21 protein-coding genes and 1 tRNA gene are annotated in these 24,842 nt (G+C 38.6%); 19 read left to right on the top strand and 3 right to left on the bottom strand.

All coding sequences use genetic code 11. The annotated features are described in order from the left end of the window. Positions 1 to 159: 159 nt before the first annotated feature. From GM921_RS14885 to GM921_RS14895, 3 genes are read left to right on the top strand one after another with little or no spacing between them, the layout of a single operon-like run. Complete coding sequence (locus tag GM921_RS14885; RefSeq protein ID WP_182923422.1) at positions 160 to 840, top strand: lycopene cyclase domain-containing protein; 681 nt, start codon at positions 160 to 162, stop codon at positions 838 to 840. Beyond that, on the top strand, positions 840 to 1,073 hold the full coding sequence (locus tag GM921_RS14890; protein ID WP_182923423.1) for a cytochrome b5 domain-containing protein: 234 nt from the start codon (positions 840 to 842) through the stop codon (positions 1,071 to 1,073). The genes GM921_RS14885 and GM921_RS14890 overlap by 1 nt, the downstream gene beginning before the upstream one ends. 54 nt (positions 1,074 to 1,127) lie before the next feature. Continuing rightward, positions 1,128 to 2,054: a metallophosphoesterase family protein gene (locus GM921_RS14895; protein WP_182923424.1), complete on the top strand. Its 927-nt coding sequence runs from the start codon at positions 1,128 to 1,130 to the stop codon at positions 2,052 to 2,054. A 67-nt stretch (positions 2,055 to 2,121) separates the two neighbouring features. Here GM921_RS14895 and GM921_RS14900 read toward each other — a convergent pair whose 3' ends face one another. Continuing rightward, positions 2,122 to 3,045: a PfkB family carbohydrate kinase gene (locus GM921_RS14900; protein ID WP_182923425.1), complete on the bottom strand. Its 924-nt coding sequence runs from the start codon at positions 3,043 to 3,045 to the stop codon at positions 2,122 to 2,124. A gap of 143 nt (positions 3,046 to 3,188) precedes the next feature. On the opposite strand from GM921_RS14900, the gene GM921_RS14905 reads away from it, so the two are divergent. The 5 genes from GM921_RS14905 (at position 3,189) to GM921_RS14925 (ending at position 8,229) form a co-directional block, all read left to right on the top strand. Next, positions 3,189 to 3,262: transfer RNA gene (locus GM921_RS14905), tRNA-Asn, on the top strand. Positions 3,263 to 3,705: 443 nt separating this feature from the next. Further along, positions 3,706 to 4,110 carry a plasmid mobilization relaxosome protein MobC gene (locus GM921_RS14910; RefSeq protein ID WP_182923426.1) on the top strand — a complete coding sequence of 135 codons (405 nt, stop codon included), beginning with the start codon at positions 3,706 to 3,708 and terminating at the stop codon, positions 4,108 to 4,110. Next, complete coding sequence (locus GM921_RS14915; RefSeq protein ID WP_182923427.1) at positions 4,095 to 5,285, top strand: relaxase/mobilization nuclease domain-containing protein; 1,191 nt, start codon at positions 4,095 to 4,097, stop codon at positions 5,283 to 5,285. The genes GM921_RS14910 and GM921_RS14915 overlap by 16 nt, the downstream gene beginning before the upstream one ends. Before the next feature lie 2 nt (positions 5,286 to 5,287). After that, on the top strand, positions 5,288 to 7,306 hold the full coding sequence (gene mobC, locus GM921_RS14920; protein WP_182923428.1) for a conjugal transfer protein MobC: 2,019 nt from the start codon (positions 5,288 to 5,290) through the stop codon (positions 7,304 to 7,306). A 56-nt stretch (positions 7,307 to 7,362) separates the two neighbouring features. Further along, positions 7,363 to 8,229, top strand: a complete 867-nt coding sequence (locus tag GM921_RS14925) for an RteC domain-containing protein (RefSeq protein WP_182923429.1) — start codon at positions 7,363 to 7,365, stop codon at positions 8,227 to 8,229. 9 nt (positions 8,230 to 8,238) lie between these two features. Here the strand turns inward: GM921_RS14925 and GM921_RS14930 are convergent, their stop codons facing one another. Together GM921_RS14930 and GM921_RS14935 are read right to left on the bottom strand one after the other, a co-directional pair. Then, positions 8,239 to 9,681, bottom strand: a complete 1,443-nt coding sequence (locus GM921_RS14930; RefSeq protein WP_182923430.1) for a P-loop NTPase fold protein — start codon at positions 9,679 to 9,681, stop codon at positions 8,239 to 8,241. 76 nt (positions 9,682 to 9,757) lie between these two features. Beyond that, the gene (locus GM921_RS14935) at positions 9,758 to 10,225 is read right to left on the bottom strand and encodes an Lrp/AsnC family transcriptional regulator (protein ID WP_182923431.1); all 468 of its coding nucleotides are present in this window, start codon (positions 10,223 to 10,225) and stop codon (positions 9,758 to 9,760) included. A gap of 316 nt (positions 10,226 to 10,541) precedes the next feature. Here GM921_RS14935 and serC point away from each other — a divergent pair, with 316 nt between their 5' ends. The 11 genes from serC (at position 10,542) to GM921_RS14990 (ending at position 24,827) form a co-directional block, all read left to right on the top strand. Next, positions 10,542 to 11,663 carry a 3-phosphoserine/phosphohydroxythreonine transaminase gene (gene serC, locus GM921_RS14940; RefSeq protein WP_182923432.1) on the top strand — a complete coding sequence of 374 codons (1,122 nt, stop codon included), beginning with the start codon at positions 10,542 to 10,544 and terminating at the stop codon, positions 11,661 to 11,663. Continuing rightward, positions 11,663 to 12,838 (top strand): DUF1015 family protein, encoded by a 1,176-nt coding sequence (locus GM921_RS14945; RefSeq protein WP_182923433.1) that lies wholly within the window; start codon positions 11,663 to 11,665, stop codon positions 12,836 to 12,838. Before serC ends, GM921_RS14945 begins: the two co-directional genes overlap by 1 nt. After that, a complete protein-coding gene (locus GM921_RS14950; protein ID WP_182923434.1) occupies positions 12,835 to 13,692 on the top strand; it encodes a sigma-70 family RNA polymerase sigma factor in 858 nt (285 codons plus the stop codon). Before GM921_RS14945 ends, GM921_RS14950 begins: the two co-directional genes overlap by 4 nt. Beyond that, positions 13,685 to 13,822: a hypothetical protein gene (locus GM921_RS14955; protein WP_182923435.1), complete on the top strand. Its 138-nt coding sequence runs from the start codon at positions 13,685 to 13,687 to the stop codon at positions 13,820 to 13,822. The genes GM921_RS14950 and GM921_RS14955 overlap by 8 nt, the downstream gene beginning before the upstream one ends. A gap of 2 nt (positions 13,823 to 13,824) precedes the next feature. After that, on the top strand, positions 13,825 to 14,796 hold the full coding sequence (locus GM921_RS14960) for an NAD-dependent epimerase/dehydratase family protein (protein WP_182923436.1): 972 nt from the start codon (positions 13,825 to 13,827) through the stop codon (positions 14,794 to 14,796). A 481-nt stretch (positions 14,797 to 15,277) separates the two neighbouring features. Further along, positions 15,278 to 16,231, top strand: a complete 954-nt coding sequence (locus tag GM921_RS14965) for a hypothetical protein (RefSeq protein WP_182923437.1) — start codon at positions 15,278 to 15,280, stop codon at positions 16,229 to 16,231. Positions 16,232 to 16,436: 205 nt separating this feature from the next. Then, the gene (locus GM921_RS14970) at positions 16,437 to 17,006 is read left to right on the top strand and encodes an RNA polymerase sigma factor (protein ID WP_182923438.1); all 570 of its coding nucleotides are present in this window, start codon (positions 16,437 to 16,439) and stop codon (positions 17,004 to 17,006) included. Between the two features lie 95 nt (positions 17,007 to 17,101). Beyond that, complete coding sequence (locus GM921_RS14975) at positions 17,102 to 18,223, top strand: FecR family protein (protein WP_182923439.1); 1,122 nt, start codon at positions 17,102 to 17,104, stop codon at positions 18,221 to 18,223. Positions 18,224 to 18,501: 278 nt separating this feature from the next. Next, positions 18,502 to 21,981: a SusC/RagA family TonB-linked outer membrane protein gene (locus GM921_RS14980; protein WP_182923440.1), complete on the top strand. Its 3,480-nt coding sequence runs from the start codon at positions 18,502 to 18,504 to the stop codon at positions 21,979 to 21,981. Between the two features lie 9 nt (positions 21,982 to 21,990). Next, positions 21,991 to 23,358 (top strand): RagB/SusD family nutrient uptake outer membrane protein, encoded by a 1,368-nt coding sequence (locus GM921_RS14985; RefSeq protein WP_182923441.1) that lies wholly within the window; start codon positions 21,991 to 21,993, stop codon positions 23,356 to 23,358. 56 nt (positions 23,359 to 23,414) lie between these two features. Beyond that, positions 23,415 to 24,827: a TlpA family protein disulfide reductase gene (locus tag GM921_RS14990; RefSeq protein ID WP_182923442.1), complete on the top strand. Its 1,413-nt coding sequence runs from the start codon at positions 23,415 to 23,417 to the stop codon at positions 24,825 to 24,827. The last annotated feature ends 15 nt before the right edge of the window (positions 24,828 to 24,842 follow it).

Consider the following 24,842-nt stretch of genomic DNA (forward strand, 5'->3'; position numbering starts at 1 on the left):
CTTTACTGACTAGGTAGATTGCTTCGTACCTCGCAATGACGAAATGCACAAAGAAATGCCATTTATTAACCGAACTCCAGATTACTACCTAATAATTTATACTATTTAAACCGCTTCAAAATCATACTTTTGAAAATCTAAAATTTAACACAAGTATAAATGAACTATATTTTTTTGTTGCTTAATCTGTTTCTATTTCTTATTCCAATTTGTCTTTCTTTCGATAAAAAAGTTTTTCCTATTGGGCAGTTAAAATCCACTGTTGCGGCCACATTAATTACAGGTATTATTTTTTCTGCCATAGCCATATTCTTTACTCTTTTTAAAGTTTGGAGCTTTGATTCAGTCTTTTTAAGTGGAGTTTATTACAGAGGGCTTCCCTTAGAACACTATCTTTTTTCATTTACTTTCACCTTTGCTGGATTAGGTATTTATCAGTATTTAAATGCTAAATTTCCTAATAATCAGTTGCAAAAGTTTAGTTTATCGGTTAGCAATTTGATGTTAGGTGTTTGTGTGGCATTTTTGTTTTTCGCTTATGCAAAATGGTACACTGTGGTTACTTTCTCCATTTTATTAATCTTGCTATTATACATCGAGTACTTAAATAAATTGAGGTTTATGTATCGGTTTTATAGGGCTTACTTGGTGTGCTTAATCCCCTTTTACATTTGTTACGGCATCATTTGCAATTTGCCTATCATTCAATATCAAGCAGCTGAAACAATTAAATTAAGGTTACAAAACATCCCATTGGAAAACCATTTTTATATAATGGGGATGCTTTTATTGGCAGTTTATGTATTTGAGTTTTTCGAAAAAAGAGCAACAACCAAATAATGGATTTGCCTATTTATAGTAAACAGCAACTCGCTTTGCGCAATGGACAAGACAAGCCACAAATTTGGGTAGCTTATAAAGGATTAATTTATGATGTTGGCAGCAGCCGATTATGGAAAAACGGTAAACATTATGAACATTGGGCAGGGCAAGATTTAACAGACGAGTTGCCAGATGCACCACATACCGAAACTGTTTTTGAGAAGTTTGAGATAGTGGGCGAGTTAAAATGAATTTGCAAAATAATAGTCAGCAATTAATATCATTAACATAAGATACCTAGTTGAATGAAAAGAAAAGAATTTTTAACATCGGGCCTGTTTGCAGCAGGAATTGCAATGTTGCCCTCTACGGTTTCTGCCAATAATGATCGTGTTAAACGGTCGTTTCGTTTTGCATTTATATCCGACATTCATGTTAAACCAGGGGTAGTGCCAGAAGCGGGCATGGCCAAGGCAATACAACATGTACAAAATTTAAAACCAAAGGTTGATTTTATTGTAAACGGTGGCGACTCGATTATGGATGCTTTGGCTGCAACGAAAGAATCGGCACAAATCCAATGGGATCTTTTTCATAAAATTATGGAAAAAGAGAATAGTTTACCCGTTTATCCCTGTATAGGTAATCACGATATTTATGGTTGGTTTCAAAAAACACCAGATTCTACGGATCCTCTTTATGGTAAAAATTGGGCAGTAAAAGAGCTTAAAATGACCGATCGCTATTATCATTTTCAAAAAGGCAAATGGGATTTTATTGTTTTAGATAGTACACAGCTTAATCCAGCTGGCGGCTATGTGGGTAAAATTGACGAAGAGCAACTGGTATGGTTAAAGAATAAACTTGCTGAAATTCCTAAAGATCGATTTATTGTGATTGTTTCTCATATTCCAATATTATCTATTTGTGCGGGTTTGTTTTTTAATAAAACAGAAGCAAATGGTGATTTGATGATTAAACGAAACCTAATGCACTCTGATTTTTTGGCAATTAAGGCTTTATTTAATCAATATCCGAATATAAAAACTTGTTTAAGCGGTCATGTTCACTTACAAGATGAGGTTCATTATCTCGGCATAAAATACTATTGTAATGGCGCAATCTGTGGAAATTGGTGGAGTGGTGCTTATCAGGAGTTTGATCCAGCATATGCTGTATTTGAGTTTTTTGATGATGGAACCTGTAGCAGAGAGATGGTGAATTATGGATAATTAAGCTGCATTAAAAAAGCCCAAGTCTATTTTGAAAGACTTGGGCTTTTTTAATGCATATTTTGTATTAATCCTGAATAATCTCAAAACTACTTAAGTTTACAAATTGTTGTAAACGAGCAGCTATTGTAGCTTTATCTAATTCTAATAAACGTTCAGTTCCAAATTTTTCTACGCAGAATGAAGCTAAAGCAGAACCATAAATTAACGCGTTTTTCATGTTATTGAAATTCACTGTGCCAACTTGAGCTAAATAACCAATAAAGCCACCAGCAAAAGTATCGCCAGCACCAGTCGGATCAAAAACATCAGCTAATGGAAGAGCAGGAGCAGAGAAAATTTTATCCTCATGGAATAACAAGGCACCATGCTCGCCTTTTTTAATGATTAAATATTTTGGTCCCATCGTTAGAATTTTATTAGCAGCCTTCACTAATGAATATTCCCCAGATAACTGGCGAGCTTCCGAATCATTAATTGTTAATACATCAATCATTTTAATGGTTTCTAATAAATCATCCATCATAATATCCATCCAAAAGTTCATGGTATCTAAAACAATTAGCTTCGGACGATTTTTAAGTCTTTTAATTACCGTTTGCTGAACTTGAGGAGTTAGATTGCCCAACATTAAATATTCGCAATCTTGGTAGCTTTCTGGAATAATCGGGTCAAAATTTTCTAACACATTCAATTCTGTAATTAAAGTATCACGGCTATTCATGTCATTGTGATATTTTCCACTCCAGAAAAATGATTTTTCCCCCTCTTTAATCTGTAGGCCTTCAGTATCTACACCATGTTGATTAAGGATATTAATATTATCTTTTCCGAAATCATCTCCAACAACGGCAACAATTTTTGTTTTATTATAAAAGTAAGAGGCAGCTAAACTTGCGTAAGTTGCAGCGCCACCAACAATTTTATCAGTTTTTCCGAAGGGAGTTTCAATGGCGTCAAATGCCACAGTACCTATGATTATCAGGCTCATATATATCTTATTAAAATTATTTTAAATTTTTTCTCTACAAATATTGCATAAATAATTTAAAAGCCCTAATATTGCATTCCCAAAACGAACAAGGCTTTATGTTCTTTACATCAATCCAAAGGCGTTTTAGGAATAACCAGTACTCCTTCTTAGCTCAGCTGGTTAGAGCATCTGACTGTTAATCAGAGGGTCGCTGGTTCGAGCCCAGCAGAGGGAGCTGATAACCAATAGGTTAGCCCCGTTCAGTCCGAACGGGGTTTTTTATTTGCACACAATTTGCACACAATTTTTCCCTAAATAAAGTTTAATTTTTTTTCCACATTGGTATTCAAGCTGGCCATTATCTTGACTTTGCTTCATCATTTCTTACATCACTAAATTTAATATAGGTTATAACCTTGGGTATAATCCATTACTAAAATGCCATGTCTGCAATTTTGGACACAGAATTAGCTGATGTGCCAATCCAAATTTTGCTGGGAATAATTAATATTCTGCATGGCTATAATAAAATTGAGGACATCTTTTCAATTTCAATTAGGAGAATTCTGGCAAACGGTGGGTTTGCAGCAAGATGTACCAATGCATGCGCATTGGAAATCTTGCCGTCCTTAAGGCCGGAGAATTACTCGGAACTCGTAATTCTAAAAGTAATGTGAAATGTCAAGGAAAAAGACCAGTGATGATGAATTGTTAAGACACAACCTGATCATTCGGGTAAACGATGGGTTGCATCAAAAACTTTCAAAACTTCTAGCTGAAAGCGACTGCCAGAGCATTGCTGAAGTCGCAAGAAAAATCCTGACCGGCCAAAAGATCAATTGCTTTTATAAGGATGCAAGTATGAATGCACCGATGGAGGAACTGGCCCTGATCCGAAAGGAATTAAAGGCAATTGGGGTAAACATCAATCAACAGACCAGGTATTTCAACGCCTGTAAATCGGAAGGCGAAAAAAATTATCATGCAGACCAGACCGTGATGCTCTACACCAAGGTTGAACTGAAAGTCGAAAGGCTGTTTGAACTCATCTCTAAACTAGCGGAAAAATGGTTGCTAAAATAAAATACGGGAAATCCATCAGGGGAATTCTGATCTATAACGAAACCAAGGTAGAACAGAAAGAAGCGAGCATTATTATGGCCAGCGGATTTGCAGTTGATATAGACAAATTGAACCTTGATCAAAAAATACAACGCTTTAAAAACCTCACCGATCTAAATCCTACCGTCAAAACCAATTCGATGCACATCAGCCTAAATTTTGATGCCGCCGATAAATTGGACTTGCATAAGGTACAGCAGATTGCCCAGGTCTATATGGAGCAGATCGGTTTTGGCGAGCAGCCGTACATCGCCTACCAGCACCTGGATGCAGCCCATCCGCACATCCATATCGCAACGACCTTGATGCAGAAAGACGGGAAACGGATGTATACCCACAATATGGGCAGGCTTGTTTCCGAGCCAGCGAGAAAAGCCATCGAACTGGAGTTTGATCTCATCAAGGCCGAGGGCAGAAAACTAGGCAATCAGCTAACGATCAAGCCTGCTAAATATGGGCAGAAGCCAACCAAACAAACCATCAATTCCATAGTGGTCTCGGTCAGGCGGCATTATGCATTTACCTCACTTGCTGAATTCAATGCCATACTCGGACAGTTCAATATCAGGGCAGATCGTGGAAAGGAAGAGACGACAATGTTTGAAAAAAAAGGATTGCTGTATTCCATACTTGATGAAAAACGAAATCCGATTGGCGTACCAATAAAGGCAAGCAGTTTTTATGACCAGCCGACACTAAAGAACTTGGAGAAGGATTTTCAAGCAGGTATGGTAAAAAGGAAACCGTTTAAGGAGAATTTGAAGAAACGGATCGATTGGGTGATGCAGAAGTACAATAGCTTTACAAGGAGCACACTAGTCAATGAACTGGCCAAGCAGCAGATCGCATTGGTGTTTAGGCAGAACGAAAAGGGAATGATCTACGGACTGACCTTCGTTGACCATAAGCTTAAAACCGTTTTTAACGGTAGCGATATTGGAAAGGATTTTAGTGCTCGGGCAATCACTGAAAAGTTTGCGGCACGGGACCATATCAGAACCTATCTCAAGCCAAACCAAGCAACCCATTTTCTTGGAAACCCTTTGGAACCGTTACTTGAAAAAGCAGATTACGATGCGCCAACTATCATCGGTAAAAAGAAGAAAAAGAAAAAATCCAACCAGCAAAACCTATAACCATGAATACAGGTGAGGACATACAGGGGCTAAGGAAGATCATCGATTTTACCAGGCTCATCAGTTTATTTATCCTATCGATCCATTTCTACCTGTGCTGTTACAAGGCATTTGTCCTGTGGGGATTTACGGCAGACATTACCGATCGGATCATTGAAAATATTTCTAGGACAGGACTATTCATTGGTATATGGCGGGCGAAATTTGCTAGTTTATTATTGTTGGTTATTTCGCTCATAGGGGTAAAAGGCAAAAAGGATGAAAAGATTGAGATCAGAAGTATTATTGTGTTTTTGTTAACGGGTCTACTCCTTTATTTCATTGCGGTTCTTGTTTTTTATTTACCAGCAAAGACCTCTCTCATTGCAATATGTTATACCGGTATCACATCAATTGGGTATATGCTTATCCTTACTGGAGGAGGACAATTGAGCAGATTGATCAAAGAAAAACTAAACAAGGATATTTTCAATGAGGAGAACGAAACCTTTCCCCAGGAAGAGCGATTGCTCGAAAATGAATACTCCATCAATTTGCCAGCCAAGTACAGGTTAGGGAAACAAATAAGGGACAGTTTTATCAATGTAATCAATCCATTTAGGGGGCTTTTGATTGCGGGAACGCCGGGAGCAGGTAAAAGTTATTTCGTAATTAGGCACATCATTGATCAACATATTAAAAAGGGTTTTTCGATGTTCATCTATGATTTCAAGTTTGATGACCTGAGCAAGCTGGCTTACAATAAACTAATGATTTATTCTGGAAAATATTCGATTAAGCCAAAATTCTTTGTCATCAACTTTGATGACCTCAATCGTACCCATCGATGTAATCCATTGCATCCAGAAAGTATGGAGGATATTACCGATGCTACTGAAGCTTCAAGAACAATTATGATGGGGCTGAATAGAGACTGGATCAAAAAGCAGGGAGATTTCTTTGTGGAATCGCCAATCAACTTTTTGACCGCCTGCATCTGGTACCTGCGTAAATATGAAAACGGTAAATATTGCACGTTGCCCCATGTGATCGAACTGATGCAGTCGGACTACGATCAGCTATTTGCCGTACTGGAAACCCAGGATGAGATCAAGGTTTTGATGAATCCTTTTATTTCAGCTTACCAGCGTGATGCTATGCCACAACTTGAGGGGCAGATTGCATCCGCCAAGATAGGACTTGCTAGGTTGGCTTCTCCCCAGCTTTATTATGTTTTGAGCGGTAATGATTTTACACTTGATGTCAATAATCCCAAGGAGCCAAAGATAATCTGCGTTGGTAACAATCCACAGAAATTGCAGGTCTATGGTGCAGTGCTGTCGCTTTATATTTCGACTATGATCAAACTGGTCAATAGAAAGGGACAGCTGAAAAGCAGCCTGATCTTTGATGAGTTTCCTACGATCTATTTCAATAACATGGATAGTTTGATTGCTACTGCTAGGAGTAATAAGGTTTCTACGGCACTAGCTGTCCAAGATTTTTCGCAGCTCAAAAAGGATTATGGTGCAGAACAGGCAGATGTAATCACGGGCATAGTTGGGAATGTGATCTCTGGACAGGTCACAAATTCCACGGCAAAAACCTTATCGGAGAATTTTGGTAAGATTTCCCAGCAAAAGGATTCAATGAGCATCAACAGTTCAGACACCTCGATTACCAAGGCAACACAAATGGATTATGCCATTCCTGCAAGCAAGATTGCAACCCTTTCTTCGGGAGAATTTGTGGGTGTGGTAGCTGATAATCCCGAGCAGAAGATCAAGCTAAAAATGTTCCACTGCGAAATCCAGAACGACCATAAGGCGATTGCGAAAGAGGAAGCTAGTTATATGGATATTCCGATTATCAAAACTGTTTCGGCAGAAGATGTAACCGAAAACTACAACAGGATCAAGACGGAGATTATGGATCTTTTGATGGAAGAGCTCAAGAAATTACCTCCAATCCAGGCCAAGCCCGATGAAGCTAATAAAGCTAAGGGAGATGGCACACACAAGGAAAAGGCGGTTTCTTTCTAAAGAATTCCATATTGGGTATTTCTATTATTAGGCTTAGTTTCACCAAAACTAAATCAATGTTAGAGATACTTAGCCAAAGATTACTTGGCAAACTGGAAAGCGAACTGGAGGAAATTTATCATGGGGAAGAAATCCTTCAGGAAAAAACCAATTTGAGCTTAAAAAAATCTACCCATATCATAGGGATTTTAAACAATCATGTTAATTCCAATGGCTTTGAAGACCAGGAGCAGGAAATTAATTATTTTCGGATTACGCTACCAGGTTTTTATAGCCTTAAGATATATTATGATGAAGTTTACTTCATTGAACTTAGGACACCAATCGGCGGCCACAAAAGATTGATCAACTTTTATCTAAGAGAAATAGAAATTATTGAACGGTTTTTTGATAAGCACTCCTTTTTTTATGGTTATTACAAGATGGGTGCGACTGATTTAGACCAATCATTCTTTGTTTTAGATTCAAAGAAAGATAGCGTTCTTTTAATGGGTCTTGCAGAGGTTGAAAGCAATACCTGCACTTCAGTCAGTTATTTGTTTGCCAAGTTCAAAGGGTATGAATTACTTCTACTAACATTAAAGCATAGGGTTACCGACCAGGTCAATGGAAATATTAATTTTAAAAATAATGTTAAGAGCTTGGATAAATTAATCTGGACTGGTGAAGTTATTAACCTTGTGGAAATTGCCTTTGGGATATATCAAATGAAACAGGTCAACAACGGTTCAGCTGGGATAGGTTCAATCTGCCGCTGGCTTGGGGAGTGCTTTGATGTGAATTTAGGCGTTCCATCTAAAAGATGGTCAGAAATTGCTCGTAGAACGACAATGAGCCATACTAGATTTATGGATCAAATGAAAAAATCGATTATTTCAAAAATCGATGATGATTTAGCCAGAAAAGCAAAAGAAACAAATTGAATTTTTACATTAAATTATGTAGGGCTGTATCTTTTTGATCGCCTCTATAGTTAATAAAATAATTTTTTGTTCCGTGGCACCACTCTCCTCCAATCTCATTGCTAGCCTATCCTCACGATCGCGCTTAAAAAAAGTAACAGTAATATCCTCGTTTCCAAAGGTGAATAATTCCGTCGTGCCATTTTTTGTCTCATCCATTGATTTCTCAACGAAATAAAACTGAAGAGGAACTATGGAAAGCTCAGAGTTAAGCGCACCCTTATTTATACCTCCATTGTTAACAATCCTTTCGGATGGCAACGGGCTTTCTGATACTGCTTGTAATGCGGTTGTCAGTCCAATTGGAGTTATGAGGTTAAGCAAAATGGCAAGGTTAAATATGGAAAATCTGTCGATGAAGTCATTAAAGGATTTTTCATATTGATCCGTTCTAACCGGGACATTATGTGTCCCTTGAAACTTAATCAACTCCCGAAGTGACAATGAACCCGATCTTATCAATGAACAAAGTATATAATTGTAATATCTAGCTGTAGGGCCTGTTTTTTGATCATAAATTGTAAATTCATTATTGGTGTCAATATACTTGAATTTTATCCCTGAGACAATCTTACCGATCTGCTGATATAGTTCCCTATCGGGGTCAAAATTAAATGGTGATTTTGAACATAGTTTTGAGATGTAAGCATTATAATTGTTGATTATGCCGTACTTATAAAGGAACATTGACCTGAAATTCTCATTGTCGCCCACGAAGATGATCTTATCGAATCCAAATTTGTTTTCTTGGGTGTCCATATCAATATGTGAACTGAAAATAGAAATGATCCTGAACAAATGATCGGGGTCTATTCGATCCATATCATCCACAACCAGTACATTTTTGGATTTTCCACCAGTTGACAAAATAGAAAGTTTTTCCTGTATAACAGAAGTCACATAATCATTATTGCTGTACTTTTTGTAGCTTTTGATGGTCTTTAAAAAAGCCCTTACAGAAAGTAATGGATCTCCCAAATCATTATAATCCTTTTGATTTTTTGCCAGACTTTTCTCCATCACCTCGGCTACTTCTACTACTGATTTTCCAGTATCACTGAAAAGGTTGATCATCTTTCCGACCGTTTGATCAAGGTTTTGAGAAAAAGAAAAAACATATTTAGTCAACCTATCGATGTCTGGGACAGTAAAGGCATTTTTGCTTATTAGCTCAAGAATGATGTCGTATTTAAGGATTTCAAAAATGTCTGAATTGTCATGCAATACATAGTTTACTGGAAATATCCTAAAAACGTTATAGTCTTCCCTTGTGTCGAAATATGCTTTAAGAAATGTGGTTTTGCCACTTCCAAATGGCCCGGAAAACAGTATCTGATTATTTTGCTCGTCCAGTAAACAGGCATCAAATTTGGATTCGAGGTTTTGATAGATTAGTGGTTCTTGTAACTGCATGTTGGAGGTTAATTAGTATAAAGGTAGTTATTAATTCCATGCAAGATTTCCTTCGAATTATTTGTATCTAAAAGTTCTACAACTTGTAGGTTGTTTCCTTTTTGATTTCTGCCAATACCGGAAAGCTCTGCACTTTTGAAATGTAGGTCAGCGGCGTGATGTTCTCCCTTAAAAACCTGTTATAATCATTTGAACTGAAGACCATGATCTTTAGGATAAAATCAAACTCTCCCATGATGTGGTTACATTCCATGATCTCGGGATGTTGCGCTACCATTTGCTGAAACTCAACAAAGGTCTTTTCATGGTGGTCTTTTAACTGGATGAGCGGGTATGCGGTGAAAAAATCACGGACTTTCTTCAGGTCAACAATGGCAACGGTTTTTTTGATATAGCCAAGTTTTTTTAACCGTGCCACCCTTTCATTGATGGGGTTATGGGTGCGGTGTGTCTGTTTTGCCAGTTCGCGGTTGGTCATCAGTCCATCGGACTGCAACAGGTTCAAGATCTTGATGTCGGTCTGGTCGAGTTTATAGGAATCCATTATCAGCCAAAGTTGTTGGTTAAGTTTTGCCTTAGGTAATAATAGTTGGTCCAAATATATATAATCTTCCAGCAGATTTTCAAAATATGGCTAGATTTCTACGTTTTCACTTAGTGTATAATCAACAATAAACAGGTCAATTTCAAGGTCTTGAAAAAATTTTATTCTGTCAGGATTTGCAAGGAAATAGATCTGCCAAATAAATGGGATGTTTAGTGCCTAGAAACTCAAACCTCGAACCAAAGTTGCAGCAAAACCAAATCGCTAAGAACAATCCGCTGAAATTTGAAGCAACAAAATAAGCAAACTAACTTATATGTCAACCCAACAAAAGCACAATTTCGGGGCAGGACCATGTATCCTGCCGATCTCTGTTATGGAAAAAGCAGCCAGTTCGGTAATCAACTGGGATGGTAGCGGACTTTCGATACTAGAGGTTTCCCATCGCAGCGCAGAATTTGAGGAAGTTGTGGCTAAGACCCAGCTTTTGGTGCGTGAACTGCTATCGGTGCCAGAAGATTACGAAGTGCTTTTTTTACAGGGCGGGGCGAGTACGCAGTTTTCAATGGTGCCACAAAATTTATTACAGGCCAGCGGAAATAAAAAGGGCGCTTATTTGGATACGGGGTATTTTGCCCAAAAAGCAATCGAGCAGGCAAGGCATTTTGGCGAAGTCCAGATTGTTGCCTCCTCTAGGGAAAAGGGCTATAATTATATCCCTGACAATTATTCCTTGCACCATGATGCTGCCTATCTGCATCTGACCTCCAACAATACCATCGAGGGAACAGAGATTTTTGAGTTTAGGAATTTTGGGGTGCCGCTGGTGTGTGACATGTCCTCTGATATCTTTTCCCGTGAAATCAAGGTGAGTGATTTTGATCTGATCTATGCCGGGGCGCAGAAGAACATGGGGCCAGCGGGAATGACTTTGGTCATCATTAAAAAAACACTATTAACAAAAATAAAATATCCATTGCCAGCGATGTACGACTACCGTACTTATGCGGCTAACAACAGCATGTACAATACCCCTCCTGTATTTTCGATCTACGTTTCAATGCTCAACCTTTTATGGCTGAAAGACCAGGGCGGGGTTTCGGCCATAGAAAAACAGAACATCAAAAAAGCAGAACTGCTCTATGAGGCCATCGATAAGAGTGAGATCTTTTATGGCACTGCTGACGGGGGGCACCGATCGCGGATGAACGTGACCTTCCAGTGCAGGGACAAAAAGCATGAGAATGGGTTTTTGAACTATGCGCAGGAACGTGGAATTGTCGGGACCAAGGGATATCGCAGCGTCGGCGGTTTTAGGGCTTCGCTGTACAATGCACTTCCTCTTTTCAGTGTAGAGTTTCTGGTGAAGACCATGGCCTATTACGAAAAGATGCAGGAAATGAAGAATGCCAACCAGTCCCAAAAAATCGGCGCATAATGGCAACGATCAAACCATTCAGGGCAGTTAGGCCAAGTACGGCGAGCTTACGTCCACTTGATTTTCTGCAGGGGAAGGCAAAAGGGGGATTGGAACTGGACTACCTGAAATTTAGGCTGGAAACCAGCGCAGATCCGAATTCTCCGACCCTTAGCGATTGCAGGGAATTTCTGGATTCGCTGCTGGAAAATAGAAGCTATGTACTGGAAAATGAATTATCACTCTATGTCTATGAAAGGATCACCGACGGACATTCAAGGACTGGGGTGTTTGCACTTACAAGTTTAAATGATCTGCAAAGGGGTGAAATCTTTACCCATGAACTGACTTTGGAAACCATGGAAGAAAAGATAACTGACTATCGCATCCAGGTTGGACTAGAAGGTGCAGCAATCTTGCTCACCCATGAACCCAACGCATTGATTGATGAGCTGATCAGAAGGGCGCAAGGTTCCAGGCAGGTATTTTCCTATGCCTATGGGGATAGTTACCATAAGTTCTGGAAGATTACAAACCCCTCGCAGCTGGAGGAATTCCAGTTGGCCTTTTCATCTTTGAGACAGGTCTACCTTGCAGATGGCCACCACAGGTTGGGATCGGCAGATAAACTCCATAGGGTATCTGCCCAATGGATCTCTTCACTATATATGTCTAGCAACCAGCTCGATATCCAGCCCTTTCACAGGTTGGTCCTACCTAATAAGGATTTCCATCTGGAGAAAGCATTGGAGCGGATCGGGGAATATTTTTTCATTTCGACCGTTCCAAACAACATTGCCTATAGGCCCAATAAAAAGCACAGGATGGGGATGTGCATCGCTGGGAAATGGTACCAGCTGGACTTAAGGCCAGAGCTGAAGTTAGACCAACCGATTGATGTAGCGTTTTTGCAGGACAGGATACTCTCTGGCATCTTTGGCATCAGTGAACCAAGGACCGATGTGCGTCTGCGCTGCCATGCGGACAGGGACTTCAAAAAACTGTTGCTGGAGATTGCAAGGGAACCATCGGCTGTGGCATTTACACTTTTTGGCCTGGGTATGGAGGAATTTCTTCGTCTTTCGCTGATGGGGAAGCTATTGCCACCAAAATCAACTTCGATCGGTCCAAAGCCCATGTTTGGAATGCTGATGCATTGCACGAGGTCCGTACTAACAAAGGGAGGAGTGCAATGAGGAGTATCCATATCGACCATTCAATCACCAACCGCTCGGAGCTTTCCTTGCAAAGGTATCTCTATGACATTTCAAAGCTTGAACTGATCAAAGCGGATGAAGAGGTGGTACTGGCCAGGAAGATAAAAGAGGGTGATGATGCGGCGCTGGCAAAGCTGGTGCGTTCGAACCTGCGTTTTGTGGTTTCCTGCGCCAAGAAATACCAGCACCTGGGATTGCCACTTGCTGATCTGATCAATGAGGGGAATATTGGTCTGATCAAGGCAGCTAGGCTATTTGATGAGACCAAGGGTTTCAAGTTCATTTCCTATGCGGTCTGGTGGATCCGTCAGTCCATAATGATGGCGCTCAGCCTAGATGTGCGGATGATCCGGTTGCCGCAGAATATGGTAAAGATGACCGCAGAAATTAGGAAGACCAGTGAAAAACTGGAGCAGGTGCTGGAAAGGGTTCCCACCCAGCAAGAAATATGTGAACAGCTGTATGTGCCAAGCGAAAGCATTGCAATGGATTATGCCTTTGGAAGAACTGTTGTTTCATTGGATTCAACAGTTAGGGAAGATAGTGATATGCAGCTCTGGTCTGCGCTGGAAGATAAAAATAGTATTGCTACAGATGAGTTGGTGAATACCGAATCCCTGGACATGGATATCAAAAGATTGCTTAGTACTCTGAACCAGAGGGACCAAAGGATCCTGATCGATTTTTTTGGGTTTTCGGGCAATATGCCAAAGAGCCTAGATGATATTGCCATCGAGATGAAACTTTCCAGGGAGCGCATTAGACAGTTAAAGGAAGCGGCGCTGCAAAGATTGAGGAATAAGGCTGGAGAAAGGAGATACAGCTATGTCTAGTGATATGCTATTGGATGTAGAGTTTGCATTGGCATTGGTGGTAGCTGGCTGTTTTGCACTGGTGGTGAAGATCTACCGTAAAAAAAACAAGCGTTCTGAAAAAGAGGATGAGGATACCAACTGGATATAATTATGAGAGAAGAAAAGATATTGGTGATCGGTGCTTGCGGGCAGCTTGGTCGTGAACTGACCCTGGCATTAAAGGAAAAATATGGTAAAAAGGCGGTTATCGCCTGCGACAGGTTGGAGCCTGCAAGGGCAAAGGTCAGTGAGGTTAAATATATTCGACTAGATGTGATGAACAAAGCGCACCTGCAACTGGTGATGGTGGATGAAAAAGTGACCCAGGTCTACCTTTTGGCAGCAATGCTGTCGGCTAGTGGGGAGAAGGATCCCTCGATGGCCTGGCAGGTGAACATGGATGGACTTTTGAATGTGCTGGAGCTTTCGGTTAGATATGGGATTGCTAAGGTGTTTTGGCCGAGCAGCATTGCGGTCTTCGGACCAGAAAGTCCTAAGATAAATTGCGGTCAACACGCCTTTACCATTCCCACAACGGTGTACGGGATCAGTAAGCTTTCTGGGGAATATTGGTGCAGGTACTATTTTGAGAAGTTTGGACTTGATGTGAGGAGTTTGCGCTATCCGGGACTGGTTTCCCATAAGGCTTTGCCGGGCGGCGGGACAACGGACTATGCGGTGGATATTTTTTATAAGGCGAACGCTGGTGAAAAGTTCAGTTGTTTTTTAAAACCTGATACGGCGCTTCCGATGATGTTCATGGATGATGCGGTAAGGGCAACCTTGGAGCTTATGGATGCACCGAGGGATAATATTTCGGTGCGTACCAGTTATAACCTTTCTTCGGTAAGTTTTACGCCAGCAGAACTGGCGGCAGAGATTAGAAAGGTGGAGCGGGATTTTCAGATCGTCTATTTGCCTGACTTTAGGCAGGAGATTGCCGACAGTTGGCCAGCATCTATCAATGATGACAGGGCTCGGGAAGATTGGGGCTGGTCACCGAGGTTTGGGACAGTGGAGATCGTAAAAGTGATGCTGGAAAATGTGAACGTTGAAAAGGTGGTCGAGGTTTCGGCAACATAACTGGCTTTATTCTTTTAGGTTAGAATTTAGTAGTTAAATTAATTAAGATGGGGTATGGTGGATGCCTGCCCCTTTTACGCTAACCTTTAAGTAGATGATATTCCGCCTGCTTTGGCACTTCGGGACAGTTGCCGGATCCTGACGGGAAAAGGAAACCACCAGTCACCTCCTCCATAGGGCGATTGGCTGGTTTTTATTCACAGATAAGGGCAAATAGGACTTGCCATTATGTTTTTACAGACTATATTTTCTTCATATATTGTGCAATGCCAAATAAATTTTAGTTAAGTAAAGGGGCTGAACGGATGTTCGCCCCTTTTTTGGGAGATAATAGGATATTCCATTTAGAATTACTTTTAAGCCGATGTATGCTTTTCAACTTCTCAATATTGACCATAGGGACTGTTTATTTTGAATTACGTAATTCAAATCGTAATTTGAAACAGGTACAAAACCCTTGATGTTTGTATCAAAAAAAAATATGATTTTAACACACAGGCAATTTAGGGAGCAGATTACTGAAATTAGTAATATCCTTTTGGAAGAGGGAAGGACTAATCTTGTACTGAGAAAGCACCGAAAGGACAAAATTATTGCTGATAAGGAATATTATAAGAATTGGTATGATGGGTGCTTCATTGATTTTCCATTGCACACAATAGCTCGGTACGATGAGATTTTCACATCAGATTCGTTCATCTTAAACTATAAGATGCATTTTTTCTTAGCTCAGCAGGTCAGGGACTCTAAAGAAAAGGACGAGATACTTAACTTCGTTGAAGCTTATGATGAAGAGAGTGCCAGATGTGATCTGGATGATTTTATTGATGAGCGACTGATGAATTTTATTCATTATTTCAAAGAAGCTATTTCGCTACTCAAAAAGGGATCTTATTTTTCCCACATTAAGGACACCAATGTGATTATAAGAAACCTGCTCAGTTATTACCAACAAGTAAAATTGGATGAAGGCATACAGATTTCCTTTTTTCCGGGAGTAAAATTGCCATTTAAGATCTCTTCGATTATGCTTGATATCTTGATTGCGATCTTAACCGACAAACTACAGATGTTGGAACAGGAATATGTGGTGGATAAACCTGCCATTGTCAATCTTGTCCCTGAAGAATTCAAGATCAACTGGCTTGGTAGCCAAAAGGATTTTGCCGAACTTTTAGTTGAACTGGAAACAAGAAATTTTATCTCCTACCCAGATGGGGAAAGCTATGCCAGTAAAGCCAGGAGATTAGCTGGTATATTTGATTTTTCAGCGTCCCAAAGGAATAGTGGTTCAAATATTTCTGGTAACCTAACCACTAACCTAAAGCCAACCTACAATGTTGATAATGGTAGGAATGAATATTTTTTTGAAAAGGAGAAGTATAAACGAAAATTTGATAAGATACCAATTAACCTGACTTTTAAAAAAGTCTAGCTAGCCATCATTTGCTAAAATTTGTTGCGCAAGTTAAAAAAATAATGCCTGATTTATTTTTGGTTAGTCCAACATATAATTTAGCTCAACAACGGTTTATGGGTAAATCGTTTTAATGGTTTGTGTGAAAACTAAGTGTTTATTGTTAGCAAATTAATGCCTAATATTGGAACAATTTTGCTAAATTTAATAGCGAAATAAATCCATGGAAACTTATAGCAGATATACCGATGAGCAGCTTGCAGGCCTTTTAAGGTCGGGTGACAAGTATGCATATACGGAAATCTATGAACGCTATAAGGCGCCGCTTTTTTCCTTTACCTATCGCAGGCTGGAGGATGTGGCAGAATCCGAGGATGTTGTTGCCGAACTCTTCCTTTCGCTCTGGGACAGGCATTCCAATTTCAACCTGACTGGCTCTTTGGCCTCTTATCTGTTTACCGCTACCAAGAACAGGGTGATCAAGGTGATTACCCATAAAAAAGTGGAGAGCAGGTATATCGATAGTTTTAGGGAATATATGGAAGAGGGGGTTGACAATACGGACCATCTGGTCCGTAACCGTGAGCTTGCGGCGATCATTGATGCGGAGATCGAGAACCTGCCCATCAAGATGAGGCAGGTGTTCCAGATGTCAAGGCAGACCAATCTTTCCCGCAAGGAGATTGCAGCGGAACTTGGACTTTCCGAGGAGACGGTAAAGAGCCATATGCACCATGCGCTTAAATCGCTTAAAACCCGCTTGGGGGCTAATTTCTATGTGATTTTCTTTTAATCAGAAAATTATTTACAATTTTTTCATTTTTATTTAACCCTAGCTTAACAGCTAAGGGTCTTTACTATATCAGCCCGTAAAAGGGTTGTGTGTATATGGAAAATAGAGAAGAACAGATTTTAGAAAGGTTTGCTGCGGGAACTGCAACTGAACAGGAAAAGGCACTGGTTTCCGATTGGGTGCTGCTTGGCAGGTTCCCAGATCTGGATCTTTCAGAAAAGGATATCAATGCTTCCCTTGCTAGGATTGAGGCTAGATTGGCGCTGGTAAGAAGTGTGAAGAGATTCAGGCTTTGGCCAAGAATCGCTGCGGCTGCATCTATTGTTTTAATAGCCTCGGTGGGAATTTACTTCTACCAAAAATCAGCTGCTGTTCAAGATTATGATCAGGTTGCGCTACAGAACAAGATCATCCCTGGGAAGGATAAGGCAATTTTGACCTTGGCCGATGGAAGCAAGATCGATCTAACCGACGCAATGGCTGGTGGGCTGGCACAGCAAGGTGGAGTTAAGATTTCCAAGACTGCTGATGGACAACTGATCTATGAGTTTGCTGAAGCTGCAAAAGGAACTACGGGATTTAATACTGTTTCTACTCCCAATGGTGGCCAACATCAGATTTCTTTGCCTGATGGCAGTAAGGTATGGCTGAATGCGGCCTCTTCGTTGAAGTTCCCTGTAAGTTTTGCGTCAATGAGTGAAAGAAGGGTTGAACTTTCTGGTGAGGGATATTTTGAAGTGGCCAGGGACAAGAAACATCCTTTTGTGGTTTCCTCAATCGGTCAGACGGTTGAAGTACTGGGTACCCATTTCGATGTGAATGCCTATGGCGATGGCGGAAGGTTGAGAACTACTTTGTTAGAAGGTTCTGTAAGGCTTGCCATTGGGGACAATGTTTCCAAGGTGCTGGTTCCGGGGCAACAGGCTAGTTTTGGCAAGGGGACTGGTATTAAGATTTCCGCTGTTGATGTTTCTGAATCGGTGGCCTGGAAGGAAGGGTATTTCATGTTCAATAATGAGAGTTTAGAGAATATCATGCTGAGCGTTTCACGCTGGTATGATGTGGACATAGAATTTAAGGACAATGATATAAAGGATGATCCATTCTGGGGAACGGTTAGCCGTTTTGCCAAGGTGGGTGATGTACTGAAGGTTTTGGAGCGAACGGGCGAGGTTCACTTTAAGATTGAGGGGCGCAAGATCATCGTTTCAAAATAAGTTGGGAATTAACCAGCCCAATGTATGAATAACCAATAAATCAAATTGACAACTTAAACAAACAAGACATGAAGAACCACGAAAAAGACAGTTAAAGTGATGGAAATGGTCTGAAACAACAAAGACTTCGAGTTGTGATCGAAGCCTTCAATCTGTTAGACCGAAAATAACGAGTGCGAACAAGTTTTTTAACAATTTAACCAGACAAACAAATGTATAAAATTTATACTAGAAATTTTTGTTGGCCTAATCGCCACGTTCCAAAAATCCTGCTGATCATGAAACTAACTGTAATCATTATGATTGTATCGCTTATGCAGGTAAGCGCGGCCACTTTTGGCCAAAATGTAACCCTTAAAGAGAGCAGAATGCCGCTTGAAAAGGTGTTCAAGGAAATCCGCAAGCAAACAGGGTATGATATATTCCTTTCAGCCAAGCAGGTGAAGCTTTCTACGGTGGTAAATGTTGATTTTGCCAATGTGCCCTTGAAACAGGTGATTGATAAGGTGCTTGCTGGGTTACCATTTACCTATTCCATCGAGCAAAAGACGATCGTGATCAAGGAGGTAGAGAAAAACCTGATTGATAAGATTGTCGATTATTTTGCTGCCATTGATGTAAGGGGAAGGGTTTTGGATGAGAACGGGAAGCCCCTTGCTGGCGCGAGCGTTATGGTGAAGGGAACTGGTGTAACTGTTTCGAGTAATGAGAATGGGGAGTTTTTATTGACTGATGTTGATACGAAGGCGGTAATTGTAATATCATTCGTAGGATATAAAGTAAGAGACATAAAAGCGTCAAATGACTTAGGTACGATTTTGATGGAGGTGCTAACAAGTGATCTTAGTGAGGTTGAGGTAGTCAACACAGGTTATCAAACTCTTTCGAAAGAAAGATCAGTTGGGTCTTTCACTAAAATCGATAGCACCTTAATCAATAGATCAGTTAGCACTAATTTTATCAACAGACTTGATGGAATAACGAACGGTTTAGTGTTTGATAAAAAGAGCTCTGGAGGTGGACGCCAACGCTTACAAATAAGGGGAGTAAGCACTATAAAATCAGATAATAGCCCACTGATTATTTTAGATAATTTTCCTTTTTCCGGGGAAATTTCGAATATCAATCCCAACGATATTCAAGATATCACAGTACTAAAAGATGCAGCTGCAGCTTCTATTTGGGGTACTAGGGCAGGTAATGGGGTTATCGTAATAACAACAAAAAGTGGTAGATATGATCAACCACTTCAAGTTTCGGCAAATTCTAGTATAAATATAGAAGAGAAACCCAACCTGTCATACTTTCCACAAATAAGTAATTCTGAATTTATCGACTTAGAAAAGGATTTATTTTCAAAGGGTTATTATAATGGTCAACTTGACTATCCCGCATTTTACATACAATCACCTGTAGTTTTACTGCTAGCGAAACAAAGAAATGGGCAGATAACTGGAGCTGAAGCAGAAAATCAAATAAACTTGCTAAAAAACAATGATTTAAAAAATGATTTTGATAAATATGTTTACCGATCTGCAATAAATTTTCAAAATTATTTAAACTTAAAGGGTGGTGGCCCATCTATGAATTATTCCTTATCACTTGGATTAGATAATAATCGTTCTAATACGAATGATAATGGTGGCTTCGAAAGGTATACAATTAATCCAAAAGTTAGTTTCAGCCCATTTAAATTTCTTGAATTAAATACTAACATATCATTTGCAAGAACTAAATCTAGATCGAATGGGATTTTCTATCCAATTTCTCCCGGTAGCTATGCTTCAAGAACCGGTTTATACCCATATGCTCGATTGGCAGATGATATTGGTAATCCACTTTCTATTCCCTATCAATATGGAAGCAATTACGTAGATACGGCAGGTAATGCGCGACTTTTAGACTGGACTTATAAACCTCTTGATGAGATGAGGCTATCGAATAATAGTACTGTTTCTAATTTTTATCAAATTAATGTTGGTGCTAAGTTAAAACTCGCTAAAGGACTAATTGGTTCATTTAACTATCAATATACGGATCAATTAGCGTCTATAAAAAGTTTGAGGTCTAAAGAATCTTTTTATACAAGAGATTTAATAAATACTTTTACACAAATAAATATTGATGGAACCTTAACAAGGATAGTTCCATTAGGGGATATTGTTGATCTATCTGAAGATAATACAATAAGTCAAAATACAAGAGGACAAATATCCTACACTAAAAATTTTAGCGACAAACATACCATCACTGGTTTTGTCGCTGGCGAGACGTCAAAATTCGGCAATAAATTTAATAATCATCGTCTATTTGGATATAATGATGACATATTATCCTATTCTTCTGATATGGATTTTAAGAATTATTATCCAACTCAATTAGGAGGCTCAGCAATTATTGCCAGTAATGTCCAACTATCAGAAGGAGCAAAAAAGAATTTAGTTTCTTTATTAGCAAACGTTTCCTATACTTATGATAACCGTTATTCATTCTATGGGAGTGCCAGAAAAGACGGATCAAATATTTTTGGAGTAAAGACTAATAATAAATGGAAACCACTATGGTCGTTAGGGGCAGGATGGGACGTTTCTAATGAAAAATTCTATCAATCCAAGATTTTAACTTATCTTAGACTAAGAACATCATATGGTTACTCCGGAAATGCTAATAATTCGATTTCTGCATTACCGACCATAAGATATAATTCAGACAACAGTATTTATACTGCTAATCCAGAAGCTTATATCGAATTTCCATCAAATCCAAATCTGAGATGGGAGGAAGTAAGAACTTTTAATACGGGTATTGACTTTTCAGTTTCTCAAGGTAGAATCGATGGCTCAATAGACTATTTTACAAAAAGATCCAAGGATTTAATTTCACCTGCCTTAGTAGACCAAACTACGGGTTTTACCCAAGTCGATATAAACTATGCAAACCTAAGTGTTAATGGCATTGATTTAAATTTGAATTCAAAGAATTTAACAGGAGTCTTTAAGTGGTCTACTATGTTTAATTTTAGCTATTCTAAATCTATAGTTACAAAATACTACAGCTCAAATGTATCCTCTCGCCAGTTTGTAGGAAGCACAACCATTTCTCCGTTAGAAGGGAATATGGCCTATGCAATTTACAGTTACAAATGGGCGGGTCTCGACCCCTTAAATGGCGATCCGCAAGGATATTTAAAAGGTCAGATTAGTAAAAATTATAATGCTTTGATGAGCGATTCAATTCAGAATCAAAAATACCATGGCTCTGCTATACCATTGTATTTTGGAAATATTCTAAACACTTTTAAATGGAAGAACTTTTCTGTTTCAGCCAATATTACGTACAAATTTGATTACTATTTTAGGGCCCCTAGTTTAGGTTATTCTGGCTTATTTGCAAATTGGAACCTTGCTGGTTCAGATCAATTTAGTAAAAGATGGATCAAGACGGGCGATGAGAATTCAACTAATGTGCCATCAATGCGTTACCCTGCAAATCCAAGTAGAGATATATTTTACCAGAATTCAGAGGTAAATGTGGAGCGCGGCGATAATATCAGATTAAAGGACATTAAATTGGCCTATAATTTTGGAGGTTTTGGAAAAAATAAATCTACTATAAGAGGTATGACAGTTTTTGTACTAGCTGAAAACTTGAATTACATGATTTGGAAAAAAACTAAGTCTAATTTTGATCCAGATTATTTAACAACAGTATTCCCGCAATCCAAAAGCTTCTCATGTGGAATTAATATCAGTTTATAATTAATTGAAATGTTATTAAAAAATTTTAATATGAAACGTAAATTTTTAATGTATTTGTTTTTACTAGGCGTACTTTTTTCACAAGTATCATGTAAAAAATTATTAGAAGAAAAACCTATTAAAGCTCAAGTTGTGCCTACTACGACTGCCGATTTTCAGGCTATGCTTGATGGGCACATAATTATGAATGACAGGTATCCAAATCTTCAGGTAGTAGGAGGTGATGATTATTATGTTACAGATGCTGATTTTGACGCTTCCTATGAACTGGATAGGGATAATTATATTTGGAATAGTTCATCTTTAACTGCCGGATATTCAGCATGGGGAGTTGCATATAAGGCTGTGCAAACTTCAAATCTGATTTTAGAACGATTGCCAAATGTGAATTCAGTCGAAGTGAATAACATAAAGGGGCAGGCCTTATTCTTTAGGTCTTTTGCATTTTATAATGTTGCACAAATCTTTTGTAAGCCATATTCCTCAACGTCGAGTACAGATCTTGGGATACCAATCGTTACAGAAAGCGCTATAGATACTAAGATTTTTAGATCTACTGTAAAGGAAACCTATGATCGTATTGTGTCTGATTTGAAGAAATCCATTCCCTTATTGCAAACGGCAGTACCTGCCTCTACACGGCCAAACAAAACTGCAGCTTACGGCATGCTTGCTAGGACTTATTTAGCAATGGGAGATTACACAAATGCAGGGTTATATGCTGATACCTGTTTAATGCTAGCGGATAAATTAATTGACTTTAATACATTAGATCCGAATTCTGATGCGCCAATTTCGAGGTTCAACACAGAAACACTGTTTTATTGCATAGCACTTCAGTCAGGTATAGCAAGTCAGTATGCAGCTAGGATTGACCCGGATCTATATAAATCTTATGATCAAAATGATCTCAGAAAAAGTATTTACTTTTTAAGCAATGGGGATGGAAGTTTTCAGTTTAAAGGTAGCTATGATGGCACCACGAGTGCCTCTGCCCTATTTCTAGGTATTGCAACAGATGAAATGAAATTAATATCGGCGGAATGTTCTGCAAAAAATGGTAATACGAATCTTGCTATGGCTACTTTAAATTCACTGCTAGTAAAAAGGTGGAGAATAGGGACTTTTGTGCCAATGATTGCCACAAGTCCAGTTGAAGCATTAAGTAAAGTTAGAACCGAAAGAAGAAAGGAGCTTATATTTAGAGGGCATCGGTGGTCTGATATAAGACGATTCAATTTAGAAGGAGCTTCTATTTCTATTACTAGAAATATTAAAGGGATTAAGACAATTCTAGCACCAAACGATTTAAGGTCGGTCTTCTTGCTACCATACGATGTTGTAAGCATTAATGGTATGCCTCAAAACCCAAGATAATTTGCAAAACTAATTTTTATGCGCGTTATCACGCGGTTTTTAATTTGAAAATATACATGAGAAAAATAATTATATTAATACTATTACTTGGTAACATTACAGTTGGGTTTGCTCAAAACAAGTTCTTCACAAATTATAGTGAGTTACATATTGGGAATCGTATGCCTAATATTAAATTGGATTTTAAGGATAGCAAATCTGTGAATGTAGTAAGCTTTGCGGACCTAAAAGGTAAACTTGTAATTTTTGATTTTTGGAGCACTTACTGCCCAGATTGTGTTGCATCATTTCCTTATATGGAAGAATTACAAAATAAGTTCAAGGACAAGATTCAAGTTATTTTAGTGAATTCAGTAAACTCAGATGAGGATATCAACAAGCTTTTTGAAAATACCCTTCCGTCTTTTAAAGGTAAATTTATTCCTAGACCAAAGCTACCCTCGATACAAGGCATAACTGGAAAAAATCTATTAAAATTATTTCCTCATCTAGTGGAACCTTTCCATGCCTGGGTTGATCCAACGGGTATTGTTAGATTACTGGGCTCCCAGATAAACAGCCATAATATGGATAAGATTTCTGAGGTTATTGAGGGTCGCGCAGTAACTTTTATAGATTATAATAAAAATTATAATGGGAAAGAGCCATTCTTTTTAGGTATTAACAAAAAATTAGAAATCCTGAAATCAGGTTCAATTATAACAAGTTATTCCCCGGATCTTGCTGACCCATTAGGCAAAATTTTTGAAAACCGGATTGACAGTTTAGCAGGAACAATTCGAAATTCTCTAATTAATTTTCGCCTAGTTGATCTTTATCAATATGCTTTTTCTGATCATTTAAAGTATTTCAACAAAATTAATTTAAATGCAAATCGTACAAATCAAATTGTATTGTTTGTAAAGGATACGTTAAATTATTCAATAGCATTTAAGGATTTTAATAAGCTTACTGATCTAGATTTGCAAAAATCGAGTTATTCTTATGAATCTATACTTCCACAAAAAACTCCAAACTCCGTACGAAAAGAATACATGCTGCAAGATCTCAACAGGTATTTTAGCTATAAGTTGGGTGCTTTCGGTGAACTCAAGAAAATTGATGTAAAATGTTTAGTGCTAATTAGAACTAGCAATGTTGATAAATTAAAAGCAATAAATACAACACGTGATGTCAGAGACACATTAATCGAGAATAAAGCATTTCGAATATATAAAGGATGTGAAATGCGTGAAGTAATAAGGACAACTATATTTGATGATGAAAATAATCCTCTTCTAAAAGATAGAATTTTATTAGACGAAACTTTTTATCAAGGTAAGATAGATATGATAATGCCAATCATCTTAAGTAAGCAACATATAACCTTGGATGACCTGAGAAAAAGTTTAATCAAATATGATCTTGATATCGTGGAAAAAACAAGGTTGGTTGAAAGAATAGTTATCTCAGAGAAAATAATTCCATAAACTTTATTTAACACA

It is taken from the genome of Pedobacter planticolens, assembly GCF_014172375.1.
Lineage (GTDB): Bacteria > Bacteroidota > Bacteroidia > Sphingobacteriales > Sphingobacteriaceae > Pedobacter > Pedobacter planticolens.

Coding starts and splice junctions, on each gene's coding strand:
- GM921_RS14885 (WP_182923422.1), top strand. CDS start 160: ATGAACTATATTTTTTTGTTGCTTAATCTGTTTCTATTTCTTATTCCA.
- GM921_RS14890 (WP_182923423.1), top strand. CDS start 840: ATGGATTTGCCTATTTATAGTAAACAGCAACTCGCTTTGCGCAATGGA.
- GM921_RS14895 (WP_182923424.1), top strand. CDS start 1,128: ATGAAAAGAAAAGAATTTTTAACATCGGGCCTGTTTGCAGCAGGAATT.
- GM921_RS14900 (WP_182923425.1), bottom strand. CDS start 3,045: ATGAGCCTGATAATCATAGGTACTGTGGCATTTGACGCCATTGAAACT.
- GM921_RS14910 (WP_182923426.1), top strand. CDS start 3,706: ATGTCAAGGAAAAAGACCAGTGATGATGAATTGTTAAGACACAACCTG.
- GM921_RS14915 (WP_182923427.1), top strand. CDS start 4,095: ATGGTTGCTAAAATAAAATACGGGAAATCCATCAGGGGAATTCTGATC.
- mobC (WP_182923428.1), top strand. CDS start 5,288: ATGAATACAGGTGAGGACATACAGGGGCTAAGGAAGATCATCGATTTT.
- GM921_RS14925 (WP_182923429.1), top strand. CDS start 7,363: ATGTTAGAGATACTTAGCCAAAGATTACTTGGCAAACTGGAAAGCGAA.
- GM921_RS14930 (WP_182923430.1), bottom strand. CDS start 9,681: ATGCAGTTACAAGAACCACTAATCTATCAAAACCTCGAATCCAAATTT.
- GM921_RS14935 (WP_182923431.1), bottom strand. CDS start 10,225: ATGGATTCCTATAAACTCGACCAGACCGACATCAAGATCTTGAACCTG.
- serC (WP_182923432.1), top strand. CDS start 10,542: ATGTCAACCCAACAAAAGCACAATTTCGGGGCAGGACCATGTATCCTG.
- GM921_RS14945 (WP_182923433.1), top strand. CDS start 11,663: ATGGCAACGATCAAACCATTCAGGGCAGTTAGGCCAAGTACGGCGAGC.
- GM921_RS14950 (WP_182923434.1), top strand. CDS start 12,835: ATGAGGAGTATCCATATCGACCATTCAATCACCAACCGCTCGGAGCTT.
- GM921_RS14955 (WP_182923435.1), top strand. CDS start 13,685: ATGTCTAGTGATATGCTATTGGATGTAGAGTTTGCATTGGCATTGGTG.
- GM921_RS14960 (WP_182923436.1), top strand. CDS start 13,825: ATGAGAGAAGAAAAGATATTGGTGATCGGTGCTTGCGGGCAGCTTGGT.
- GM921_RS14965 (WP_182923437.1), top strand. CDS start 15,278: ATGATTTTAACACACAGGCAATTTAGGGAGCAGATTACTGAAATTAGT.
- GM921_RS14970 (WP_182923438.1), top strand. CDS start 16,437: ATGGAAACTTATAGCAGATATACCGATGAGCAGCTTGCAGGCCTTTTA.
- GM921_RS14975 (WP_182923439.1), top strand. CDS start 17,102: ATGGAAAATAGAGAAGAACAGATTTTAGAAAGGTTTGCTGCGGGAACT.
- GM921_RS14980 (WP_182923440.1), top strand. CDS start 18,502: ATGAAACTAACTGTAATCATTATGATTGTATCGCTTATGCAGGTAAGC.
- GM921_RS14985 (WP_182923441.1), top strand. CDS start 21,991: ATGTTATTAAAAAATTTTAATATGAAACGTAAATTTTTAATGTATTTG.
- GM921_RS14990 (WP_182923442.1), top strand. CDS start 23,415: ATGAGAAAAATAATTATATTAATACTATTACTTGGTAACATTACAGTT.